A 21,734-nucleotide genomic window follows, 5' to 3' on the forward strand; every position below is an offset into this window, starting at 1 on the left:
ATGCTATCCGGACCTACGTGCTTCACAAAACGCATGTATTCCCGCCCGCGTCCACGCAGTGTTATGTCGATCAATTCTCCTACCGAGTTCTCCACGACCGAATGTGCGGCTAATTGACAGCCAACGGGGGCGTAGCTGGCATGCAGGAGCCAGCCGCGAACGGGAGCGAAACCGCGCTCGCTGGCGGACCATCTCTCAGCGTTCCGGTGACAATCCGCTTCAATGACCCGAGCGTCTTCTTCACCCACGAGCAAAAACTGTGGCACCGGAGCCGACTTCAATCGACCGCAAATGTATCGATCATAGGAAACGCGTTCATCGGCGGTCATCGGTGCATCTCACCAACTGTCACTCCTATGACTTCCCCCGTCATTGCACGGAAAGCGTGAGATGCTGCCACGGAGAGGAGGCGGACGTCTCGAAAAGTCGCCATAACCCGCCGAGGGACATAATTGTCCAGGACCGAATGGACGACCTCACCAAAATGCCGTCGAATGTCCGGACGCTGGCAGGAAACATCCGTTCTTCCACTCTCCTCGCGAGAAGGTTTGCCATGCGTCATCTCCCGCTCCCCCGCCGCACCCTCCCGGTGCTCCTCGGCGCCGGCTTCCTCCCCGCCGCCGCCCGCGCCCAGCAGCGCCCCGTCCTGAACATCGGCATCGCCACCACGCCGACCTCCGCCGACCCGCTCTTCTACACCTTCCAACCCAACCTGAATCTCGCGCTCCACGTCTTCAGCCGCCTGGTCGAGCGTGACGCGCGCCTGCGCCCCATCCCCGGCCTCGCCCTCCGCTGGCGCCCGGTGACGGACACGCTCTGGGAGTTCAACCTCCGCCCCGGCGTCAAATGGCATGACGGGCGCGACTTCACCGCCGAGGACGTGGCCTTCACCATCGCCCGCGCGCCCAACGTGCCCAACAGCCCCGGCGGCTTCGGCGGCTATGTCCGGCCAATCTCGCGCGTCGAGATCGTCGATCCCCTGACCGTCCGCTTCCACACCTCGGGTCCGCATCCGGTGCTGCCCAACGACCTCACCTTCGTCGCCATCGTCTCAAAGCACGCGGGCGAGGGGGCCACCACCGACGACTACAACAGCGGCAAGGCCGCCATCGGCACCGGCCCCTACAAGCTCGCGCGCTTTCAGCCGGGCAGCCTGGTCGAGCTGACTCGCAACGACGCCTATTTCGGCGGCCCCGAGCCCTGGGAGCGGGTGAACCTGCGCGTCATCCCGCAGGCCGGCCCGCGCGCCGCGGCGCTGCTGGCGGGCGACGTGGACCTGATCGATGAGGTCTCCTCCAACGACGCCCAGGCCCTCCAGCGCGACCGCCGGGTGAAGGTGGTGGAGACGCAGGCCACGCGGCTCGTTTTCCTCCAGCCGAACTTTTCCCGGGCCGGCAGCCTGCCTGATGTGACCGACAATGCCGGCACACCGCTGCCGCAGAATCCCTTCCTCGACCTGCGCGTGCGCCGCGCCCTCTCGCTCGCGATCGACCGCCGTGCCCTGGTGGACCGCGTGATGGAGGGCCGCGGCACGCCCAACGGCCAATGGCTGCCGGAGGGCTTCTTCTCGTACAATCCCGAGGTCCCGATCCCACCCTTCGACCTCGATGCCGCCAGGCGCCTGCTCGCCGAGGCCGGCTTCCCGCAGGGTTTCCGGCTCACTTTGCATGCGACCACGGACCGCTTCGCCAATGACAGCCGCGTCGCCCAGGCGATCGCGCAGATGTGGACGCGCGCCGGCGTGCAGACCCAGGTGGACGCGCTGCCCTACTCGGCCTTCTCCGCAAGGGCGAGCCGGCAGGAATACGGCATCTGGCTGCACACCTGGGCGAGCTCGACCGGAGAGGCCTCGTACTTCCTCAACAACAACGTCGCCACGGTGAATGCCGCCAAGCGCGCGGGCGCGACCAATTGGAGCCGCCATTCCGACCCGCGGCTGGACGCGCTGATCGAGCGCTCCTTCACGCTGCTCGACGACGGCGAGCGCGAGGCGGTGCTCCGCGAGGCCGTGAAGTTCGTCTCGGACGAGGTGCTCATGATCCCGCTCTTCCACCTCTCCCTGGTCTGGGGCCTGCGCCAGGGGCTGAGCTTCGAGCCGAACATGAGCGGCTACACGGCGGCCTCGCTGGTCCGCCGGGAGTAGGCCGCGCCTGGCATCGTTTTGTGCAATTGCTTCCACACCAGCAATGATCGGCTGTGAGCCGGCCTGAAACCTCGCAATTTTTCGTTCCGCCCCCGGATGCCCATTCTCGTCCGCTTGCCTAGAGTGCCGGTCTCACCCGGCTGATTCGGGCCTGAAACATGAACGCGAGTGCCGGACGGATCGTGACCACCTCCGCCAATCAGGGCTTCCGGCCTAAGCTCTCCGCGCGCGGCATCGCCAAGCGCTACGGCGCGACCGACGCCCTGCTGCCGCTCGACCTCGACGTGGCGCCCGGCGAGTTCGTCACGGTCCTCGGCCCCTCCGGCTCGGGCAAGACGACGCTGCTGCAGCTCGTCGCCGGCCTGGTCGAGCCCAGCGCGGGCCACCTCTTCATCGACGGCCGCGACGAGACGCACACCCCCGTCCACAAGCGCGGCATCGGCGTGGTCTTCCAGAGCTATGCGCTCTTCCCGCATCTCACCGTGCAGGAGAATGTCTGCTTCCCCCTCCAGATGCGCCGCATCGCCGCCGCGGAGCTGCGCCGCCGCGCCGACGCGGCGCTGGAGATGGTCGGGCTCGGGCCCTTCCGCGACCGGCTGCCGCAGGAGCTCTCCGGCGGGCAGCAGCAGCGCGTGGCGCTCGCCCGCTGCTTCGTCTACGAGCCCGCCCTGATCCTGATGGACGAGCCGCTTGGCGCGCTGGACCGCAAGCTGCGCGAGACCATGCAGGTCGAGATCAAGCGCCTGCACCGCGACACCGGCGCCACCATCGTCTTCGTCACGCACGACCAGGAGGAGGCGCTGGCGCTCTCCGACCGGATCTGCCTGATGGATCACGGGCGGATCGAGCAGCTCGGCACGCCGCGCGAGATCTACGAGCACCCGGCCAGCCTCTTCGCCGCGGACTTCATCGGCATCTCCAACGTGCTGCGCGGCCGCGTGGGCGCCGGCGTGCTGGAGACGGCGGACGGCGCGCTCCCGCTGCCGTCCGACGCGGCCGCGACCGGCGAGGCCGCGCTGGTCATCCGGCCCGAGCATGTCGAGCTGGAAGGGCCGCTCAGGGGCCGTGTCACGGAGTCCGTCTATGCCGGCTCCGAGTTCCGCCTGATGGTGACGCTGCCCTCCGGCGCCACGCTGGTCGTCCGCCGCTCCGCCGGCCAGGACGTGCCCGCCATCGGCGACGAGGTGTCCCTGGGCTGGGCGCCCGACCGCGCCCGCCTGCTGACCGAATGACCAGGTAAGGAAAGACCCAGATGAGCCACGCCGCAAAAGCCTCCCGCCGTTCCGTCCTCCGCGGCGCCGGCCTCGCCACGGCCGGCCTCGCCGCGCCCTATCTCTTCACGATGGAGCGCGCCTTCGCCGCCGACGAGATCGCCGCCAGCAATGTCGGCGGCGCGCCGGGCGCGGCGATCAAGGCCGCCTTCTGCGATCCCTTCGAGCGGGAGACGGGCATCCGCGTGAACCTGGTCTCGCAGGAGGCCGATCCCTCGCAGCAGTTCCGGATGATCGTGGATACCCGAAGCTTCATCTGGGACATCAGCATGGTGACCCCGTCCGAGCTGCTGACGCTCACGGCGCCGCGGATGTACTGCGAGCCGCTGAACCTCCCGCCGGTGCCGAACCTCGTGCCGAGCCTGGTGACGCCCTATTGGCTCGGCTTCTCCGTCTTCTCGACCGTGCTGGCCTATCGCGGCGACAAGTTCGGCGACAACGGCCCGAAGAACTGGGCGGACTTCTGGGACGTGGCGAAATTCCCCGGCCGCCGCGGCCTCTACCGCAACTTCACCGGCGTCATCGAGGCCGCGCTGATGGCCGATGGCGTGGCGGCGAAGGATCTTTATCCCCTGAACCTCGACCGCGCCTTCCGCAAGCTCGAGCAGATCAAGCCGCACATCAACGTCTGGTGGACCAGCGGCGCGCAGAACACGCAGATCCTGCAGAGCGGCGAGGTGGACATGTGCGACACCTGGGGGGCGCGCGCCTATGCCGCCATCCAGTCCGGCGCGCCGGTGCGGCTGACCTGGAACCAGGGCCTCTATTCCGCCGACGGCTGGTCGATCCTGAAGGGCACGCCGAAGCTGGACCTCGCCCGGCGCTTCGTCGCCTATTGCACGAAGGCCGAGCGGCAGGCCGCCTATTCGACGCAGGTGGCCAACGGCCCGAGCAACGAGGACGCCTTCAACTTCATTCCGCCCGACCGCGCCGCCATCCTGCCGACCTCGCCCCACAACATCCAGGGCCTCGTCCCCTCGAACCCCGAATGGTGGGCGGCGAACCGCCGCCGCGTGCAGCAGCGCTTCCAGGACTTCCTGCTGGGCTGAGCGATGAGCGCCGTGGCAACGAAGCGGCGCGACGCCCTCTGGCTCGCGCTGCCCGGGCTTCTGTTCCTGGCGGCGCTGCTGCTGCTGCCGACGCTCGCGCTGCTCTCCGTCAGCTTCACCGACGCCGACACGGGCGAGTTCACGCTCGCGGCCTATGAGCGCGCCTTCGGCACGGCCTCCTGGCGGCGGATCGTGGGGCAGACCTTCACGGTCGCGGCGCAGACCACCGGGCTCTGCCTGCTGCTCGGCTATCCCCTGGCCTATTGGCTGGCCGAGATTCCCGCGCGCCGGCGGCGCATGATGAGCCTGCTCGTCCTGCTGCCCTTCTGGACCAGCGCTCTCGTGAAGAACTTCGCCTGGCTGGTGCTGCTGGGCCGCAACGGCGTGGTGGCGGGCGCGCTGCGCTCGCTCGGGATGGACGCGCCGGACCTGCTGTTCAACCGCGGCGTGGTACTCTTCGCCATGACGCACAGCCTGCTGCCGCTCGCCGTCATCACCATGCTCTCGACCATGACCACGATCGACCCGCGGCTGCGGGCGGCGGCCGGCACGCTGGGCGCGCCGCGCGTCGCGGGCTTCTGGCGCGTCTACTTCCCGCTCTCGATGCCGGGCGTGGCCTCGGCCGGGCTGCTCGTCTTCATCGCCTCGCTCGGCTACTTTATCACCCCCGCGCTGCTCGGCAGCCCGCGCGAGACGATGATGGGCAACGCCATCATCGTGCAGGTGATGCAGATGGACAACATGGTCTTCGGCGCCGCGCTGGCCGCGATCATGATCGGCGCCGCACTCGCCACCTGCCTCGTCTACGACGCGGTCTTCGGCCTCTCCGGCGTCTCGGGCGGGGGAGGGACGGCGCGGCGGCGTGGTCCGATCCGCCGGCTCGGCCTCGCCATCGCGGCCTTCCTTGCCACGGTCTTCGGCGGTCTCTCGGAGGGGCTGGCGCGGTTGCTCGGCGGGCATCGCTTCGGCTGGCTGCTGAAGGCCTATGCCGGGCTGGCGGTCGCGGTGCTGATCGTGCCGGTGGTCGCCATGGTGCCGATGGCCTTCACCAGCTCCACCTTCATGTCCTTCCCACCGCCGGGCTTCAGCCTGCGCTGGTTCGAGGCCTATGCCGCCGCGCCGATCTGGGTCGCGGCGACGCTGCGCTCCTTCGGCATCGGGATCGTGGTGGCCTTCCTGACCTGCACGCTGGCGACGCTGGCCGCGATCGGGCTGGCGCGCAGCACGAGCCGGCTGTCGGGGGCGTTCTTCCTGATCTTCATGGCGCCCATGGTGGTGCCGGGCCTCGTGATCGGCGTCTCGCTCTTCTACGTCTTCGCGAAGATCGGCTTGCTGGCGAGCGACCTCGGCATCGCGCTCGGCCATATGGTGCATGCCATCCCCATCGCCTTCGTGATCCTGCTGGCGACGATCAAGGGGCACGACCGGCGGCTGGACCAGGCGGCAGCCACGCTCGGCGCGGATCGCCCGCGCACATTCTGGCGCGTGACGCTGCCGCTGATCCGCGGCGGGATGGTGGGCGCGCTGATCTTCGCCTTCCTCTCCTCCTTCGAGGAGCTGACGGTGGCGATGTTCGTGGGCGGCGGCGTGCGCGTCACGCTGCCGAAGCAGATGTGGGACGACGTGAACCTGCAGGTCAGCCCGCTGCTGGTGGCCGCCTCGGTGGTCGTGGTGCTGGTGGTGACGGCGCTGTTCCTGCTGGCGGAGTACCTGCGGCCCGCGGACGCGCGGCGCGCGTGAGGTGGCGCCGCGGGGGACTTTGTCCCCCGCACCCCCCTACCAAAGGCCGAGAGGCCTTTGGGAAACCATGACTTATGGGAATTTGGGAGAGGGCGCGGAGCAACCGCCGAACATGTGGTTGCGCCATGCCTCTCCCAAATTCCCATGTGCCGGGGTCCAGGGGCCCACTGGCCCCTGGTGGGGGAGCGCGAGGGGGCGAAGCCCTCTCGCAGGCCTCACCGCGCCGCGCGTTCGATGTTCCACAGGATCGGGAAGCCGAAGTCGATCACCCCGCGCAGCTCCGCGCGCCACACCGCCGGGCTCGCGAACTGTCCCGACATCGGAAAATTCGCGTTCGCGATCGAGAGCCGCTGCAGCTCGCCCGCGATCTCGCGCCGCTTCGCCGGGTCGCTCTCCGCCTCGAAGCGCTCGAGGACGGGCGTCATTGCGGGATCGCAGTAGCCCCAGGGCTGGTTGTCCGTGCAGTTGTAGCCGACGCCCATGTTGCTCAGCGGGTTCGCGAGGTCGAAGCCCGTGTAGATCACGGGGATCAGGCTCCAGCCGTTCTGGCTCAGCGGCTGGCGCTGGATCCAGCGCTGCGCGTGCGAGGACCAGTCGGAGGTCTGGACGTCGAGGTTGAAGCCCGCCTGCCGCAGCCGGTCGAGCATCACGAGGCCCATCGGGTTGATGAGGGCGGAATCCGCGGGCTGCAGCCAGACGACGCGCTCGTTGTTGTAGCCGGCCTGACGCAGCAGCTCGCGGGCGCGGGCGATCGTCGGGTCGCGCACGGGCTCGGTGCCGGTGTCGCTCGCATAGTAGGTGCCGCAGACGAAGATGGAGAGGCAGTCCGGCCGGGTGAAGCTCTCGGGCAGGCCGCGCGAGGCGATGTTCTCCCGCCGGTCCAGCGCCTGCTGCACGGCGCGGCGCACCAGCACGTTGTCGAAGGGCGGCTGGAAGTGGTTGATGCTGACGCCGCCCAGGATCTCCGCGCCGCCGCGCGCGCGGGCGAGCACCAGATTACGGTCGCGCTGGAAGAGCGGGAGGTAGTCGATCGGCGCGTATTCGAGGTAGTCGACCTCGCCCTGCTGGATCGCCGCGGCGCGCAGGCCGGGATCGCCCATGTTCACGAACTCGACGCGCTCGGTGCGCGCCACCTTGCCGCCGGCGAGGCCGTCCGCCGGCTCGCTGCGCGGGCGGTAGCGGGGGTTGCGGACGAAGACGGTGCGCTCGCCCGGAATCCACTGTTCGCGGACGAAGAGGTAGGGGCCGGAGCCGACCACCTCGGCCACCTGGCTGGTCGGCGGCGTGCTGGCCGCGAGCCGCGCGGGCATGATGAAGGGCACGTGCACGCTGGGCTTGCCCAGCGCCTCGATGACGAGGCCGAAGGGGCGCGACAGCTCCAGCACGAAGGTTTTCGGGTCAACGACGCGCAACTCCTTGGTGGCCGCCATCAGCCGCCGGCCGAGGGAGTCGCGGCCGCCCCAGCGGCGGATGGAGGCGATGCAGTCCTCCGCCGTCACCGGCGTGCCGTCGCTGAACTCCAGCCCGTCGCGGAGGGTGAAGGTGTAGGTCAGCCCGTCCTGGCTGACCTGCCACCCCTGCAGCATCTGCGGCCGGTACTCGCCGCTGCCGTCCATGGCGACGAGCGTGTCGTAGACCATGTAGGCGAAGTTGCGGGTGACGAAGGACGGCCCGGCGATGGGGTCGAGGTTCTGCAGCCCGACATTGAGCACGAGGCGCAGCGGGCGCTGCGGCTGCTGCGCCTCGGCGGGAGCAACGAGGCCGGGGGCGGCGAGGGCGGTCGCGGCCAGCAGCACGGCGGCGAGCGCGGTGCGGAAGCTTTTCGGAAATGCCATTCGCGTGATCCTTTGGGTCAGGGCGTGTCGTGCGCGGCGATCCAGGCTTCCGCGACCTCGGTGCCGGTGGCGAACCAGACGTTCGGGAAGGATTTGATGAAGGCGATCATGTCGCGCAGCATCGCGATGCGGCTCGGCCGCCCGGTCACCTGCGGGTGCATGACGAGGTTGTATAGCCCGCCCCAGCGGTAGATCTCCCGGAACTCATCGCGAAAAATCTCGAGGATGTGGCTGTTGGGGAAGATCGGCCGCGGCGACTTCACGGAGAAGAGCGCGTGCGGCGCGTCGTCCGTGCTCCAGTGCCAGGGCAGCTCGACCGGACCCTTGCCGCCATCCGGCATGGTCATGCGGTAGGGGACGACATCATCCAGCAGCGAGCTGTCGTAGAGAAAGCCGTGCTTGTGCAGCAGCCGGATCAGGTTGTCGCTGGTCTCGCCGGCGGGCGAGCGATAGCCCTTCGGCACCACGCCGACCACGCGCTTCAGCGCGTCCAGGCCCTTCTCCATCTCCTCGACCTCCTGGTCCGGGAAGTCGGGATGGATCCAGTTGTGCGAGTAGCTGTGATGGCCGATCTCGTGGCCCTCGTGCAGGATCATCTCGGTGCGCTGGGGGTGGTGCTCGGCGGTCCAGCCGGGGACGAAGAAGGTGGCCTTCAGCCCCTCGTCCTTCAGCGTCTCCAGGATCTTCGGCACGCCGACCTTGGCGCCGTAGACCCCCTGGCTGAGCACGCCGGGGCGGCGCGCATTGTCCGGATCGCGCGAGAGCCACAGCGTCTCGGCGTCGAAGTCGAAGGTGAGCATGACCGCGATGCGCGCGCCCCCTGGCCAGTTCACGCTCTTGTCGATCATCCCATCACCTCTTCCCCAGGCTCGCGCGGCGGGTTGCGCGACGTGAGCCAGCCGCCATCCACCACCAGGACCTGCCCCGTCACGAAGGACGCGTCGCCGGAGCAGAGGAAGGCAGCCACCGCCGCCACCTCCTCGGGCTTCCCGGCACGCCGCAGCGGCGTCGGCTCCACGACGGCCCGCTGGTAGTAGCGCCGCGTCAGATGCTTCTCGGTCATCGCAGTCTCGATGACGCCGGGGGCGATGGCGTTCACCAGGATCCCCTCGGGACCGACCTCGCCCGCGAGTTGCCGCGTGAACTGCGCGACGCCCGCCTTGGCCACGGCATAGGCCGTCGTGCCGGGATAGCCGGCGAGGCCGAAGGTGGAGGAAATGCTGACGATCCGCCCGCCCGGCCGTGTCAGGTGCGGCAGCGCCGCGCGCGTCACGCGCAGCACGGATTTCAGGTTGATGTCGATGAAGCGGTCGATCAGCGCGTCGTCGGATTCCGCCAGCAGCTTAGAGCCGCCGATGCCGGCATTGTTCACGAGGATGTCGAGCCGGCCGAAGGCGGCCATGGCGGCGCCGACCACGGCCTCTCCCGCGCCGGGCGCGCCGATGTCGAAGACGAAGCCCGTGCCGCCGATGGCCGCGGCGGTGGCCGCGACCTCGGGGTTGATGTCGGTCAGCAGGACCTGCGCGCCCTCGGCCGCGAGCCGCGCCGCGATCGCCGCACCGATGCCGCGCGCGGCCCCGGTGACCAGCGCCGCGCGGCTGGCGAAGCGTCCGACCTCAGGCAAGCCGGCCCCCATCCACCGGCAGCGACACGCCCGTCGTGAAGCCGGCCTCGTCGCTCAGCAGGTAGAGCACGGCGGCGGCGACCTCCTCCGCCTTACCGAAGCGGCCGAGCGGGTGGCGCGCACGGAACTCGGCCTCGCGCGCGGCGCGCGCCTCGGGGGTGCCGGCGGAGGCGAAGGTCAGCTCCAGCATGGGCGTCTCGATCGAGCCCGGGCAGACGCAGTTCACGCGGATGCCCCCCGGCGCCTCGGCCCGGGCCAGGCTGCGGCTCATCATCACCACGGCCGCCTTGCTCGCGGAATAGGCCGGCAGCGCGGGCGAGCCGGTGAGGCCCGCGGTGGAGGCGAAGGTGACGATCGCGCCGCCGCCCGCCGCCCGGATCAGCGGCAGGACGGCGCGCAGCGTGAGCCAGGTGCCCTTCACGTTCACCTCGAAGAGCCTGTCCCAATCGGCCTCGCTGGTCTGGTCCAGGGGCAGGGTGGGGCCGAGCATGCCGGCGGCGGTGGCGAGCAGCGTGACCGGGCCGAGCGCCCGCGCCGCCTCGGCCAGGCGCTCCTGGTCCTCGGCGCGGGTGACGTCGCCCTGGACCGCAACGGAGCCGGGGCAGGCTTCGGCGGTCTGGCGGAGGCCCTCAGCGTCGCGGTCGAAGAGGACGAGGCGGGCGCCCTCCCGGGCCAGCCCCTCCGCGGTGACGCGGCCGAGGCCGGAGGCCGCGCCCGTCACGATGGCGAGGCGGCCGGAGAAGCGATGGGAAGCCATGGGAGCGCAGCCGCATCCTTATAATGAGACGGCCGCTCGCGCCGGACGTCGGTGCGATGCAGCATGCGAAGGTTAGGAGCCGAATTCGCGCCCTGTCAAAGGCATCGCGCTCGCCATGCGGCGCAGATGGCTGCTATCAGAATCCTCCCGCGCAGGAGACGGACCGATGGCCCTCGACCTTCCCGAAGACGACGCCATCACCTCCGAGGTGCAGCTGCGCGAGGTCTACGCGCCGCCCGCCGGAATCCCGGTGCTGAAGCATCTCGACCGTCTCGACGGCCACTGCCGGACCTTCCTCGCCCGCAGCCCCTTCGCGATGATTGCGAGCGCCGATGCCGACGGCGATTGCGACGCCTCGCCGCGCGGCGGCCCGCCCGGCTTCATCACCGTCCATGACGACCACACGCTGCTGATCCCCGACGCCTCGGGCAACCGACGCATCGACACGCTGCGCAACATCGTGGCCAACCCGCGCATCGGCATCTGCAGCTTCGTGCCGCGCTTCGGCGAGGTGCTGCGCATCAGCGGGCGTGCGCAGCTCACGCGCAACGCGGCGCTGCGCGAGCGGCTGGCCATCTTCGGGCGCGTCCCGGCGACGGTGATGGTCATCGCGGTCGAGGACGCCTTTCTGCACTGCGCCAAGGCGGTGATGCGCTCGCATCTCTGGCATCCCGAGCATTGGCCGGAGCTCGGCGACATGCCCTCCGCCGCCGAGATCTGGCGCGACCACACGGGCCGCAACTTCAAGACGAAGGAGGAGATCCAGGTGCTCCTCGAGGAAAGCTACACCAACCGCCTTTACTGAGCCGCCCATCCGGGCTTGGCTCGCAATCGACCATGGCGCGTCCGGCGCCCAAGAAGACCTCGCCCCGCACGGCACGACGCGACCGAAACATGTGAGGCCCCGCATGCGCCGACTGCTCTGTTCCGTCCTCCTCTGCACGCTCGCGCTGCTGCCGGCCGCGCGGGCGCAGACCTTCCCCATCCCGGGCCGGTCGATCACCATCATCTACGGCTTCCCGGCCGGCACCTCGGGCGACGTCTACCTGCGCCTGGCCGCGCCGCGCCTCTCGGCCGCGCTGGGCGTGCCGGTCACGGTCGAGAACCGGGTGGGCGCCACGGGCAACATCGCCGCCGAGGCCGTGGCCCGCTCGGCCCCCGACGGGCACACGGTGGCGCTCGTCACCACCAGCCTCACCGCCGTGAACCCGCTGCTGCTTCGCATGCCGATCGACCCGATGAAGGACCTGCTGCCGGTCATGCGGACCTTCGACGCGCCGAACGCCTTCACCGTCAGCACGGCGGCGCGGCCGCAATACACCGACTGCCGCGCGGTGATGTCCGCGCTGCGGGCGGCGCCCGGCCGGCTGAACTACGCGAGCAGCGGCATCGGCGCCTCCACGCACCTGGCCGCCGCACAGTTCCTGCAGGCGACGGGGCTCGACGCGCAGCACGTTCCCTATCGCGGCGGCCCGCCGGCCATGATCGCGCTCTACCAGGGCGATGTGGAGTTCTTCTTCTACCAGAGCGGCACCGTCGTGGAGGACATGCGTGCCGGCCGCGTCCGCATCCTCGGCATCACCTCGGCCGAGCGGCATCCGCAGCTCCCCGAGGTCCCGACCGTCGCCGAGGCCTGCGACCTGCCGGGCTTCGTCAGCACCACCTGGCACGCGCTGATGGTGCCCGCGGGCACGCCGGCCGCGGCGATCGCGCGGCTGAACCAGGAGTTCCAGAAGATCAACGAGACGCCGGAGATCCAGGCGCGGCTGGTGAGCCTCGGCCTAACGCCGCTGCGCAGCGACCCCGCCGAGACGCTGGCGGCGACCGAGCGGGACATCCGCCTCTGGGGTGAAGTGGTTCGGCGGGCGGGGCTGCAGCGAGAGTAGCAAGTCGCGGCTCTGTGACATCGGAGATCCGCCGGGTGGTTCGGACTTAACGTCAGTAAGTCGGCCCTGCGAAACGATCCGTGTCGGAATGATGTTGCGCTGCGGAAGAAACGTCCTGGTCACTTACTTAAAATGTATTGGTCTCCGGACCTTTCTGTCGGATGAAAATAGCCTGGAATAGGCTGCGGGATTGGTCTACCACACCCGAGGCCTAGGGATGGTTCGGTGTGGCCGGTTCGACGGAAGAAGCCAGGGAAGCGCCGCCGCGTGAGGCGGAACAGTTTCGCGACATCCTCGAGGCCATGCCCAATGCCATCGTGGTGATCGACCATGCGCGCCGGATCTGCCGCAGCAACCGCCGCGCCGAGGCGCTGTTCCGCTACGACCACGACGAGTTGCTCGGCCAGGGGGTGGAGATCCTGGTCCCAGAGCGCTTCCGCGCCCACCATCCCGGCCTCGTCCAGGGCTTCTTCCGCGCCCCCGCGACACGCCCCATGGGCGCCGGCCGCGACCTTTACGGCCGCCGCAAGGACGGCAGCGAGTTCCCTGTCGAGATCGGCCTCAACCCGCTGTCGATGGGCGGCGAGCCGCATACCCTCGCCTCGATCATCGACATCAGCGAGCGCAAGCGCGCTCAGGCCGCGCATGACCGCCTCGCCGCCATCGTGGAATCCTCGGAGGACGCGATCCTCAGCAAGACGCTGGATGGGATGGTCACCAGCTGGAACCGCGGGGCGCAGCGGCTCTTCGGCTACACGGAGGAGGAGGCGGTGGGCTGCTCCGTCTTCCTCATCATCCCGCCGGAGGAGCGCGAGGCCGAGGCGCGCCTGCTGGAGCAGCTGGCCGGCGGCCGGCATGCCGAGCATGTCGAGACCCGACGGCTGCGGAAGGACGGCGCAGTGCTCGAGATCTCGGCCAGCCTCTCGCCGCTGCGCGATGGGCTGGGACGGGTGATCGGCGCCTCCTCCATCATGCGCGACATCACCGAGCAGAAGCGCCGCGACACCGAGCTGCGCCGCAGCAACGCCGAACTGGAGCAGTTCGCCTATGTCGCCTCGCACGACCTGCAGGAGCCGCTGCGCATGGTCGCGAACTACGTCGAGCTGCTGGCCGAGCGCTATCGCGGCCAGCTCGACGAGCGGGCGGACAAGTACATCGGCTACGCCTCCGACGGCGCGCGCCGGATGCAGCGCATGGTGGCCGACCTGCTGGCCTTCTCGCGCGTGGGCTCCGAGGGCAAGCCGCTCAGCCTGGTCGCCTCCGGCACGGTGCTGGACCAGGTGGTCGCCTCGCTCGACGCACTGATCCGCGAGCAGGGCGCCGCGGTGGAACATGGTCCGCTGCCCGCCGTGCTCGCCGACGAATCCCAGCTCGGCCAGCTCTTCCAGAACCTGATCGCCAACGCGATCAAGTTCCGCGGGGAGCAGCCGCCGGCCGTGCGGATCTCCGCCGTCCGGTCGGGGACGGAGTGGCAGTTCTCCATCGATGACAACGGCATCGGCATCGACATGCAGCACGCCACACGGATCTTCCAGATGTTCCAACGGCTGCATGCGCGCAGCCGCTATCCCGGCAGCGGCATCGGGCTCGCCATCGCCAAGCGCATCGTGGAGCGGCACGGCGGGCGCATCTGGCTTGAATCCGCGCCCGGCCAGGGCTCCACCTTCCATTTCACGCTGCGCGCAGCCGCCGGGGGACGCCCGACATGACCCTTTCCGCCCATATCCTGCTGGTCGAGGACAACGAGGCGGACGCCGACCTCACCCGCGAGACCCTGCGCGCCGGACGGTCCTCGCCGCGGGTGGAGGCGGTGACCGACGGGCAGCAGGCGCGCGCCTACCTGTTGCGCGAGGCGCCCTATGCCAATGCGCCCCGGCCCGACCTGATCCTCCTCGACCTCAACCTGCCGGGCCTGGACGGCAGCCAGCTCCTGGGCGAGCTCCGGTGCCGGACGGAGCTGAGGTCCATCCCCGTCGTCATCCTGAGCTCCTCCGATTCCGAGCGGGACATCGCGCGGAGCTACGAGCTCGGCGCCAATTGCTACCTGACCAAGCCGCTGGGGCTGGAGGCCTATCGCGGCGTCGTGCGCGCGGTGGGGGAGTTCTGGCTCGACGTCGCGAAGCTGCCATGAGACAGCGGCAGCGCGCGGGCTATCGCATCCTGCTGGTCGAGGACAATTCGGGCGACGCGGAGCTCGTGGCCGACATGCTCTCCGGTGCCGGGGAGGCGGCGGACCGGATCCAGCGCGTCGAGACGATCGCCGCCGCGCGCGAGGCGCTGCGCGCCGCGCCCTTCGACGCCATCCTGCTCGACCTGCGGCTGCCGGACGGCGCCGGCGTGGAATGCGTCGCGCGGATCCGCGACGCCGCGGCGGACGCGGCGATCATCGTGCTCACCGGCATGGCCGGCGAGGCGCTCGCCCTTGAATGCCTGACCGCCGGCGCGCAGGACTACATCGGCAAGGACGAGATGCGCGTGAGCACCCTGCGCCGCGCGGTGGACTACGCGATCGCCCGCGTCGAGGGCGACCGCGCGCTCCATCGCAGCGAGGAGGAGCTGCTGCGCAGCCAGCGCCACCTCGAGGCGGCGCAGCGCATCGCCGCCACCGGCAGCTTCGAGTTGGACGCCGGCACCATGCTCTGCGCCGGCAGCGGGCAGCTGCGGGCCATGACGGGCCGCGAGGAGCTGGCGCTGCTGCCCTGGGAGCGCTTCCTCGAGCTCTGCATCCCCGCGGAGACGCGGCCGGAGGTGGCGCGCCTCGTCGAGGCCGCGCGGGCCGGCGAGCAGCCGGAGCAGATCGAGTTCGCCTTCCGCCGCGGCGACGGCGCGGCCCGCAAGGTGCTGCTGCGGTGCGACGGGCAGGGGACGACTCCCGGCCCGGCCCGCGTGATCGGCGTGCTGCGCGACGTCACCGAGCTGCGCGAGGCCCAGGCGCGCCAGGCGGAGATCGAGGAGCAGCTGCGCCACGCCCAGCGGCTGGACGGGCTCGGCACGCTGGCCGGCGGCATCGCGCACGACCTCAACAACACGCTGGTGCCCATCACCACGCTCGGCTCGATGATGCTGGATGCGGCCGGCGAGGACGAGGTGCGGCGCGACGGGCTGACGCTCATCCTCGACGCGGCGGAGCGGGCGCGCGGGCTGGTCGCGCAGATCCTCGCCTTCAGCCGCAAGGGCGGCGGCGAGCGCCAGCCCGTCCGGCTCGACCAGCTGGTGCGCGACACCATGCGCATGATCACGGCCGGCCTGCCGATCCTCATCCGCTGCAGCCTGCGCGTGCAGACGGTGCCCGAGGTCTCCGGCAACCAGGGGCAGCTCTACCAGGTGGTGCTGAACCTCGTGACCAATGCCGCGCAGGCCATCGGCGACCGCGACGGCACGATCACCATCGGCGTGGAGGAGGCGGACCGCCGCGTGCTGCTCTACGTGCAGGACAACGGCGCGGGCATGGACGAGGAGACCTGCCGGCGCATCTTCGAGCCCTTCTTCACCACCAAGTCGGCGGGGCAGGGGACGGGGCTTGGCCTCTCTGTCGTGAGCGGGATCGTGGCGGAGCATGGCGGGACGATCGGCGTGACGAGCCGGCTCGGCCTCGGCACGCGCTTCGACGTCGAATTCCCCGTGCCGGCCTGACGCGCATGCCGCATGCCATCCTGGTCATCGACGACGAGGAGCCGATCCGGCAGTCGCTGCGGCTCATGCTGCGCATGAAGGGCCACGCGGTCGACACCGCGGAGGACGGCATGGCGGGGCTGGCGGCGTTGGCGGGCGGCAGCCACGCCCTCGTGATCACCGACATGCGGATGCCCGGGCCGCTGGGGCTGGAGATCGTGCGGCAGATCCGCGCGCGCAGCCCGGAGGTGCGGATCATCGCCATGTCCGGCGGCGGCGAGACCGAGGGACGCAGCTACCTCGACCTGGCCGTCGAGCTGGGCGCGGACGCCTCCATCGCCAAGCCTTTCCGGGCCTCGGAGCTGATGGAGCTGGTGCGCCGCTGCCTCGGCGACGGGTGAGGCTCAGGCCGGCAGGTCGGTGAAGCCCTCCGCCTCGGCCAGCGCCGGCGGGGCGCCCGATGGCAGCGGGATGCGGTGCGCGTTCAGCGCGACCGAGACCATCGTGTAGAAGCCGATCAGCGCGGTCAGCTCCACCACGCCGCGCTCGCCCCAGCGGGCGAAGATGGCGGCATAGGCGGCATCGCCGGGCTCGCCCTTCACCTGGATCTGCCGGGCGAATTCGTAGACCTCGCGCTCCTCGGCCGCCTCTATCGGCGGCGGCGCGGCGATGCGGATCGCCTCGACGATGGCGGCGTCGAGCCCGGCCTTCACCGCCGCCGCGCCGTGGACATGGAACTCGACCTGGCTGTTCCAGCGGCGGCCGACCACGATGATCGCGAGTTCCGTGAGCTTCTGCGGCAGCACCGTGCGGCTGCGCAGCGTGTCGCCGAGCCGCCACCAGGCCTCCGCCAGCTCGGGGCTGTGGATATTGGCGCGCTGCGGGCCGTTCATCCCGCGCGTGGGGCTCGCGAGGATGCGGTCGTAGAGGTCGCGCTGCGCCGCGTTCATCTCGGTCGGCGCGGGGAGGGGGATGCGGGGGCCCGTCACGGGTGAGGCTTCATGGCTGGATGTTCCGTTCGCGGAAGACGGGGGTCCAATAGGCCTGCTCCTCCGCGAGGAAGCGGGCGAATTCGGCCGCGCCGGTGAAGCGCGGCTCCAGGTCGTCCTCGGTGAGGGCGCGGCGGGCCTCGTCCACGCTGGCGAGGCCGCGGAACGCCTCTTCCAGCTTCGCCTGCGCGGCCGGCGGCGTCGCTGATGGAACGAGGAAGCCGTACCAGGTGCGGGCCACGACATCGATCCCGGCCTCGGCGAGTGTCGGCACGTCGGGCGTCAGCAGGGAGCGCCGCGTGCCGCTGGAGGCGATGGCGACCAGCGCATTGGAGCTCGCGGGGCCGCCTGATGTCGCGGTGAAGACGGCGTCCAGATTGCCGGCCAGCAGGTCGGTCAGCGCCGGGCCGGAGCCGCGATAGGGGACGTGGATGATCTCGACGCCGGCGCGGGCGGCGAAGAGCTCGGCGGCGACATGCGGTGTCGAGCCCACGCCGGAGGAGCCGAAGCGCAGCCCGCCGGGCCGGGCCCGGGCGGCCGCGAGGAAGGCCGCTACGTCGCGCGCGCCCAGGCTGGCGCGGGTGTAGAGCGTCATCCCGCCGACCGCGGCGAGCGAGATGGGCGCCAGCGAGCGCGGGTCGTAGGGCAGGTCGCGCATCAGCAGTGGATTGCTGACGAGGCCGAAGCTGGCCATCAGGATGATGTGCCCGTCCGGCGCCGCCCGCGCGACCATGGCCGCGCCGATGGAGGCGCCGGCGCCGGGCCGGTTGCTGATGACGATGGGCTGGCCCCAGGCCTCGCGCAGCGCCGAGGTCATGGCGCGGACGTAGCGGTCGGCCGGGCCGCCCGCCGCGTAGGGAACGACGATCTCGACGGGGCGGGAGGGGAAGGCGGCCTGGGCGCGCGCTGCGGGGGCGAGCAGCGCGCCCGCAGCGATGAACGTCCGTCGATACATGTCGCGCTTCCCCGGTTCTTGCCGTCGATCCTGCATGGCCGGCGGCAAGGGGGCAACCGGCGGGCCAGTCATGACTGGCCGTGGGGGGCGCCAAGCGCCCGCCTCCGCTACGCCGGGGGCAGGAAGGCCGTGGCCTCGACCTCCAGCCGCGTGCCTTCGCCGAGCAGCGTCGCCACGCCCACCGTGGCGCTGGCGGGCAGAGGGTCCATGCCGGCGAAGAGGCGGCGGCGGACGGCGTTGTAGGCGTCATAGTCAGCGAGATCGACCAGGAAGCAGCGCATCTGCACGACATGCTTCAGCGTCGCGCCATGGGCGGCGAGGGCCGTCTCCATCTGGGCGAAGACGGCCTCGGCCTGCCTGCCGCAGTCGTTCTTCGCGGCGGGATCGCGGCTGATGATGCCGGAGACGAGGATCAGCCCGCCGCCGCCCGGAAAGGGCAGGAGGCGCGCGGGGGAGAAGAGGCTTCCGCTCATGGCGTTATGGGTTTCCTCCGTGGGTTCGGGAAGGACGGCGCCTTCTCCGGCGGCGGTGTTGCGCTCCGCGCCGGCCAGCGCAGCAGGATCCGCGGCCTCGCGCCAGCCTGGGCCGCCGTCCCAGGTCCCGCCTCAGCCTTTCCGCAGGTTGTAGAAGAGCGGCATGCCCTGGAGCATCCCGGTCAACCCGCGGCGATAGGCCGTGAGGTCCTTCCACTGGCCCGTGGGGATGTAGGGCACGTCCACGAAGGCCTGCTCCTGCAGCTTCCGCGCGATCGCCTGCCGCGCCGGCACATCGGGCGCCTCCACCCATTGCGTGCGCAGGCTCTCCAGCTCGGTGCTGGTCGGCCAGCCCGGCCAGGCCGAGAGCCCGTTGCCGCGCAGGCCGAGATGCGCCGTCGGATCCCAGAGGTCGAGGCCGGGCAGCAAGGTCGTGGTGCAGCTCCAGCCGCCCTGGTCCACCGGCCCGCGATTGGCGCGGCGCTGCAGCCAGACCCCGAAATCGACGGGGATCACCTCGACGTTCAGCCCGGCGCGCGTGAACTGGTCGGCCGCGACATCCACCTGCCGCGCCATGGTGTTGAAGTTGATGGCGGAGAGGAAGCCGATCTTCTCGCCCTTGTAGCCGGCCGCGGCGAGGTCGCTGCGCACCTTGGCGTAGTCGCGCGGCGCGTTCAGCGCGGCCATGCCGGCATCGGACGCCATGGGCGAGCTCGGGCAGAAGACGCCGACCTTCGCGTCCCAGAGCGAGGCGTCGTTGCCCGCCACCGCCGTCATGATCTCCGCCTGGTTGATCGCGCCCAGCAGGGCGCGGCGGATGGCCGGGTTGTCGAAGGGGGGCTGGAGGTGGTTGATCCGCAGGATGCCCATGTTGCCGGCCGGGTTCACGCTGCCGACCACCACGTTGCGGTCGCGCCGGACCACCGGCAGCAGGTCGAGCAGGAGGTCCTCGTACCAGTCGATCTCGCCGCTGAGGATGGCCGAGGCGGCGGTGGAATGGTCGGGGATGATGTTCCACTCGACGCGCTCGACATAGGCGTGCTTCGGTCCGGAGGTGAATTGCGGCGTGCCGTTGGGCCGCGGCACGTAGCCGTCGAACTTCTGCCAGACCGAGCGCGCCCCGTTCACCCGCTCGCTCGCGACGTAGCGGTAGGGGCCGCTGCCCACGACCTCGGTGACCTGCTTCGTCGGGTCGGCGGCGAAGAGGCGCTCGGGCATCATCGCGGGGATGTAGCTCGTGCTCTTGGCGAGCGCGTGCAGCAGCAGCGGGAAGGGGGCCTTGAGGCGGAAGACGATGGTCTTGTCGTCGGGCGCGGAGAGCTCGTCGGTGGCGGCCATGAGCATCTGGCCCATGACGTCCACGCGGCCCCAGCGGCGCAGGCTCGCCACGCAGTCGCGGGCGCGGACGGGCTCGTTGTCGTGGAACTTCAGCCCGTCGCGGAGCGTGATGCGGTAGAGCTTGCCGTCGTTCTCGATGACATGGCCCGCCGCCATCTGCGGATGCGGGTTCAGCGCATCGTCCATGCCGTAAAGCATGTCGTAGCTCAGCAGCGCGAGATAACGCGTGGAGAAGGCGGTGCTGAACAGCGGATCGAGGATGGTCGCATCCGCGTTCGGCTTGAATTTCAGCACCCGCGAGCCCTGCGCCTGGGCCAGCGATGGGGCGGCGATGCCGGCGGCGCCGGCGGCCGCAAGGAAAGTCCTACGCTTCATGGTCCAGCCTCGCCTGTTTGGGTTGATGGGCTACTTCGCCCAGGATTCCGCCAGTTCTCGCGTGATGATGCCGTCCTCGACGTCGCGCTGGATCAGCGCGGCCGGGCGCTCGGCCGGCGCGCCGTAGCCGCCGCCGCCGCCGAGCTTGATGGTGACCAGGTCGCCCTTCCGCAGCGGGAAGGAGGCCTTGCTGGTGAGGCTGATGAGCTCGTTGCCGCGCAGCACCTCGCAGGCGCCGGACGCGCCGTGGCCGCCGCCGAAGATGCCGGAGGCCGAGCCGGTGAAGCGGTCGCTGTAGTAGGAGACCAGCGCCTCGTCGGAGAGGATCTCGTAGCTGCGGCTGAAGCCGGCGCCGCCGCGCCGCGCGCCGATGCCGGCGCTGTCGGCGCGCAGCGTGTATTCGGTGACGCGGAAGAAGGAGAAATCCTGGTCCATCGCTTCGACAGGGGTGTTGGAGCAATTGGCCAGCGGATTGTCGACGGCGTCGCAGCCGTCGTTGTTGATTCCCGCGCCGTAGCCGCCGCCATAGACCTCCAGATAGACCGACCAGCCCTTCGGACCGAGCCAGGACAGGCAGAAGGCCGTGGTGGTGTCGTAGCCCTGGGCGATGACCTTGTCGGGCACGGCCTGCGAGATCGCCATCATCACGGCGTTCCAGGCGCGCGAGGCCGAGACCATGCGCGCGCGCACTGGTGCCGGATGGTTCGGGTTCAGCAGGCAGCCCTTGGGCGCCGTGACCTGGATGGGCCGCAGCGCGCCGTCGTTGAAGGGGATGTCGGGGCTGGTCAGCGCCGCCTTCAGGCAGGAGACCGAGGCCGAGATCAGCGAGGCGAAGGGGCAGTTGAGGTTGGTGCCCACCTGCGGGTCCGTGCCGGCGAAATCGACCGTGATGGAATCGCCGGTGACAGTGACGGCGGTGCGCACGGTGATCGGGCCGTTGCCGATGCCGTCGTCGTCGAGCTGCGCCTCGCCGCGATAGGTGCCGTCGGGCACCTGGGCGATGGCGGCGCGCATGCGGCGCTCGGAATAGTCCTGGAGGCCCGCCATGGTGGCCTTCACCTTCGGCACGCCGTAGCGCGCGGCGAGCTCCTGCACGCGCAGCACGCCGATGTTGTTGGCGGCGATCTGCGCATCGAAATCACCCATGGTCTGCTGCGGCACGCGGACATTGGCGCGCAGCAGCCGCTGGAAGCCGCCGCCATTCTCCCAGTCGCGGTGGATGTTCACCTTCATCGGCGGGATGATGAGTCCTTCAGCATAGACGTCGCGCGCGCCCGCGTTCAGCCCGGGCGCGCCGCCGCCGAGATCGAGGTGGTGCGCCACGGAGGCCGCGAAGCCGATGACCTCGCCGTCCACGAAGATCGGGTGGAAGAAGAAGACGTCCTGGAGATGCTGGCCGCCGGAATAGGGGTCGTTGATGACGAGGAAGTCGCCGGGCTCCAGCGTCTCCTTGGGGAACATCGCCTTGCAGGGCTGGAAGATCGGGCCGATGGAGCCGAGCTGCATGGGGATCAGCTCCGCCTGGGCGACGGTGAAGCCCTCGGCGTCCAGCAGCGCGGCTGAGCCGTCGCGGGCTTCGCGCAGGATGGTGGAATAGGCGGAGCGGATGAGCTTCACGCCCATCTCGCGCGCGGCCGCGATGACGGACTGGCTGAGGATCGCGTATTCGACGGGATCGAGTTGCATG

Annotated in this window: 19 protein-coding genes; 10 read left to right on the forward strand and 9 right to left on the reverse strand. The window is 70.4% G+C overall.

The window, feature by feature from the left end:
• Positions 1-553 precede the first annotated feature (553 nt).
• The 4 genes from AC1ROY_RS17100 to AC1ROY_RS17115 all read left to right on the forward strand — a co-directional run bounded on the left by AC1ROY_RS17100 (position 554) and on the right by AC1ROY_RS17115 (position 6,203).
• Positions 554-2,143 (forward strand): ABC transporter substrate-binding protein, encoded by a 1,590-nt coding sequence (locus tag AC1ROY_RS17100; RefSeq protein WP_493150061.1) that lies wholly within the window; start codon positions 554-556, stop codon positions 2,141-2,143.
• Positions 2,144-2,301: 158 nt separating this feature from the next.
• Positions 2,302-3,375: an ABC transporter ATP-binding protein gene (locus tag AC1ROY_RS17105; protein WP_493150062.1), complete on the forward strand. Its 1,074-nt coding sequence runs from the start codon at positions 2,302-2,304 to the stop codon at positions 3,373-3,375.
• A 20-nt stretch (positions 3,376-3,395) separates the two neighbouring features.
• The gene (locus tag AC1ROY_RS17110) at positions 3,396-4,463 is read left to right on the forward strand and encodes an ABC transporter substrate-binding protein (RefSeq protein WP_493150063.1); all 1,068 of its coding nucleotides are present in this window, start codon (positions 3,396-3,398) and stop codon (positions 4,461-4,463) included.
• 3 nt (positions 4,464-4,466) lie between these two features.
• On the forward strand, positions 4,467-6,203 hold the full coding sequence (locus AC1ROY_RS17115; RefSeq protein WP_493150064.1) for an ABC transporter permease subunit: 1,737 nt from the start codon (positions 4,467-4,469) through the stop codon (positions 6,201-6,203).
• Positions 6,204-6,418: 215 nt separating this feature from the next.
• Here the strand turns inward: AC1ROY_RS17115 and AC1ROY_RS17120 are convergent, their stop codons facing one another.
• The 4 genes from AC1ROY_RS17120 to AC1ROY_RS17135 are packed head-to-tail and all read right to left on the reverse strand — an operon-like array spanning position 6,419 to position 10,419.
• The gene (locus tag AC1ROY_RS17120) at positions 6,419-8,038 is read right to left on the reverse strand and encodes an ABC transporter substrate-binding protein (RefSeq protein WP_493150065.1); all 1,620 of its coding nucleotides are present in this window, start codon (positions 8,036-8,038) and stop codon (positions 6,419-6,421) included.
• A 17-nt stretch (positions 8,039-8,055) separates the two neighbouring features.
• Positions 8,056-8,886 (reverse strand): polysaccharide deacetylase family protein, encoded by an 831-nt coding sequence (locus AC1ROY_RS17125; RefSeq protein ID WP_493150066.1) that lies wholly within the window; start codon positions 8,884-8,886, stop codon positions 8,056-8,058.
• A complete protein-coding gene (locus tag AC1ROY_RS17130) occupies positions 8,883-9,662 on the reverse strand; it encodes an SDR family NAD(P)-dependent oxidoreductase (protein WP_493150067.1) in 780 nt (259 codons plus the stop codon). Before AC1ROY_RS17130 ends, AC1ROY_RS17125 begins: the two co-directional genes overlap by 4 nt.
• On the reverse strand, positions 9,655-10,419 hold the full coding sequence (locus AC1ROY_RS17135; protein ID WP_493150068.1) for an SDR family NAD(P)-dependent oxidoreductase: 765 nt from the start codon (positions 10,417-10,419) through the stop codon (positions 9,655-9,657). Before AC1ROY_RS17135 ends, AC1ROY_RS17130 begins: the two co-directional genes overlap by 8 nt.
• A 166-nt stretch (positions 10,420-10,585) precedes the next feature.
• Between AC1ROY_RS17135 and AC1ROY_RS17140 the strand changes: the two genes are divergently transcribed.
• From AC1ROY_RS17140 to AC1ROY_RS17165, 6 genes are all read left to right on the forward strand, one after another.
• A complete protein-coding gene (locus AC1ROY_RS17140; protein ID WP_493150069.1) occupies positions 10,586-11,224 on the forward strand; it encodes a pyridoxamine 5'-phosphate oxidase family protein in 639 nt (212 codons plus the stop codon).
• Between the two features lie 103 nt (positions 11,225-11,327).
• Complete coding sequence (locus tag AC1ROY_RS17145) at positions 11,328-12,305, forward strand: Bug family tripartite tricarboxylate transporter substrate binding protein (protein ID WP_493150070.1); 978 nt, start codon at positions 11,328-11,330, stop codon at positions 12,303-12,305.
• Between the two features lie 227 nt (positions 12,306-12,532).
• Positions 12,533-14,014, forward strand: coding sequence for a sensor histidine kinase (locus AC1ROY_RS17150; RefSeq protein WP_493150071.1), 1,482 nt, complete (start codon positions 12,533-12,535; stop codon positions 14,012-14,014).
• Positions 14,011-14,436, forward strand: a complete 426-nt coding sequence (locus AC1ROY_RS17155; protein WP_493150072.1) for a response regulator — start codon at positions 14,011-14,013, stop codon at positions 14,434-14,436. Before AC1ROY_RS17150 ends, AC1ROY_RS17155 begins: the two co-directional genes overlap by 4 nt.
• Entirely contained in the window at positions 14,433-15,938 is a 1,506-nt protein-coding gene (locus AC1ROY_RS17160; protein WP_493150073.1) for a hybrid sensor histidine kinase/response regulator, read from the forward strand. The genes AC1ROY_RS17155 and AC1ROY_RS17160 overlap by 4 nt, the downstream gene beginning before the upstream one ends.
• A 5-nt stretch (positions 15,939-15,943) precedes the next feature.
• Complete coding sequence (locus tag AC1ROY_RS17165) at positions 15,944-16,318, forward strand: response regulator transcription factor (RefSeq protein ID WP_493150074.1); 375 nt, start codon at positions 15,944-15,946, stop codon at positions 16,316-16,318.
• 3 nt (positions 16,319-16,321) lie between these two features.
• Here AC1ROY_RS17165 and AC1ROY_RS17170 read toward each other — a convergent pair whose 3' ends face one another.
• The 5 genes from AC1ROY_RS17170 to AC1ROY_RS17190 form a co-directional block, all read right to left on the reverse strand.
• A complete protein-coding gene (locus AC1ROY_RS17170) occupies positions 16,322-16,906 on the reverse strand; it encodes a carboxymuconolactone decarboxylase family protein (RefSeq protein WP_493150075.1) in 585 nt (194 codons plus the stop codon).
• A 10-nt stretch (positions 16,907-16,916) separates the two neighbouring features.
• Positions 16,917-17,861 (reverse strand): Bug family tripartite tricarboxylate transporter substrate binding protein, encoded by a 945-nt coding sequence (locus AC1ROY_RS17175; RefSeq protein WP_493150076.1) that lies wholly within the window; start codon positions 17,859-17,861, stop codon positions 16,917-16,919.
• Positions 17,862-17,968: 107 nt separating this feature from the next.
• The gene (locus AC1ROY_RS17180) at positions 17,969-18,334 is read right to left on the reverse strand and encodes a RidA family protein (RefSeq protein ID WP_493150077.1); all 366 of its coding nucleotides are present in this window, start codon (positions 18,332-18,334) and stop codon (positions 17,969-17,971) included.
• 132 nt (positions 18,335-18,466) lie between these two features.
• Positions 18,467-20,047: an ABC transporter substrate-binding protein gene (locus AC1ROY_RS17185; RefSeq protein WP_493150078.1), complete on the reverse strand. Its 1,581-nt coding sequence runs from the start codon at positions 20,045-20,047 to the stop codon at positions 18,467-18,469.
• A 30-nt stretch (positions 20,048-20,077) separates the two neighbouring features.
• Positions 20,078-21,733, reverse strand: coding sequence for a hydantoinase B/oxoprolinase family protein (locus tag AC1ROY_RS17190; RefSeq protein ID WP_493150079.1), 1,656 nt, complete (start codon positions 21,731-21,733; stop codon positions 20,078-20,080).
• Between the last annotated feature and the right edge of the window lies 1 nt (position 21,734).

It is taken from the genome of Roseococcus sp. GW821-FHT12F05 (genome assembly GCF_058806835.1).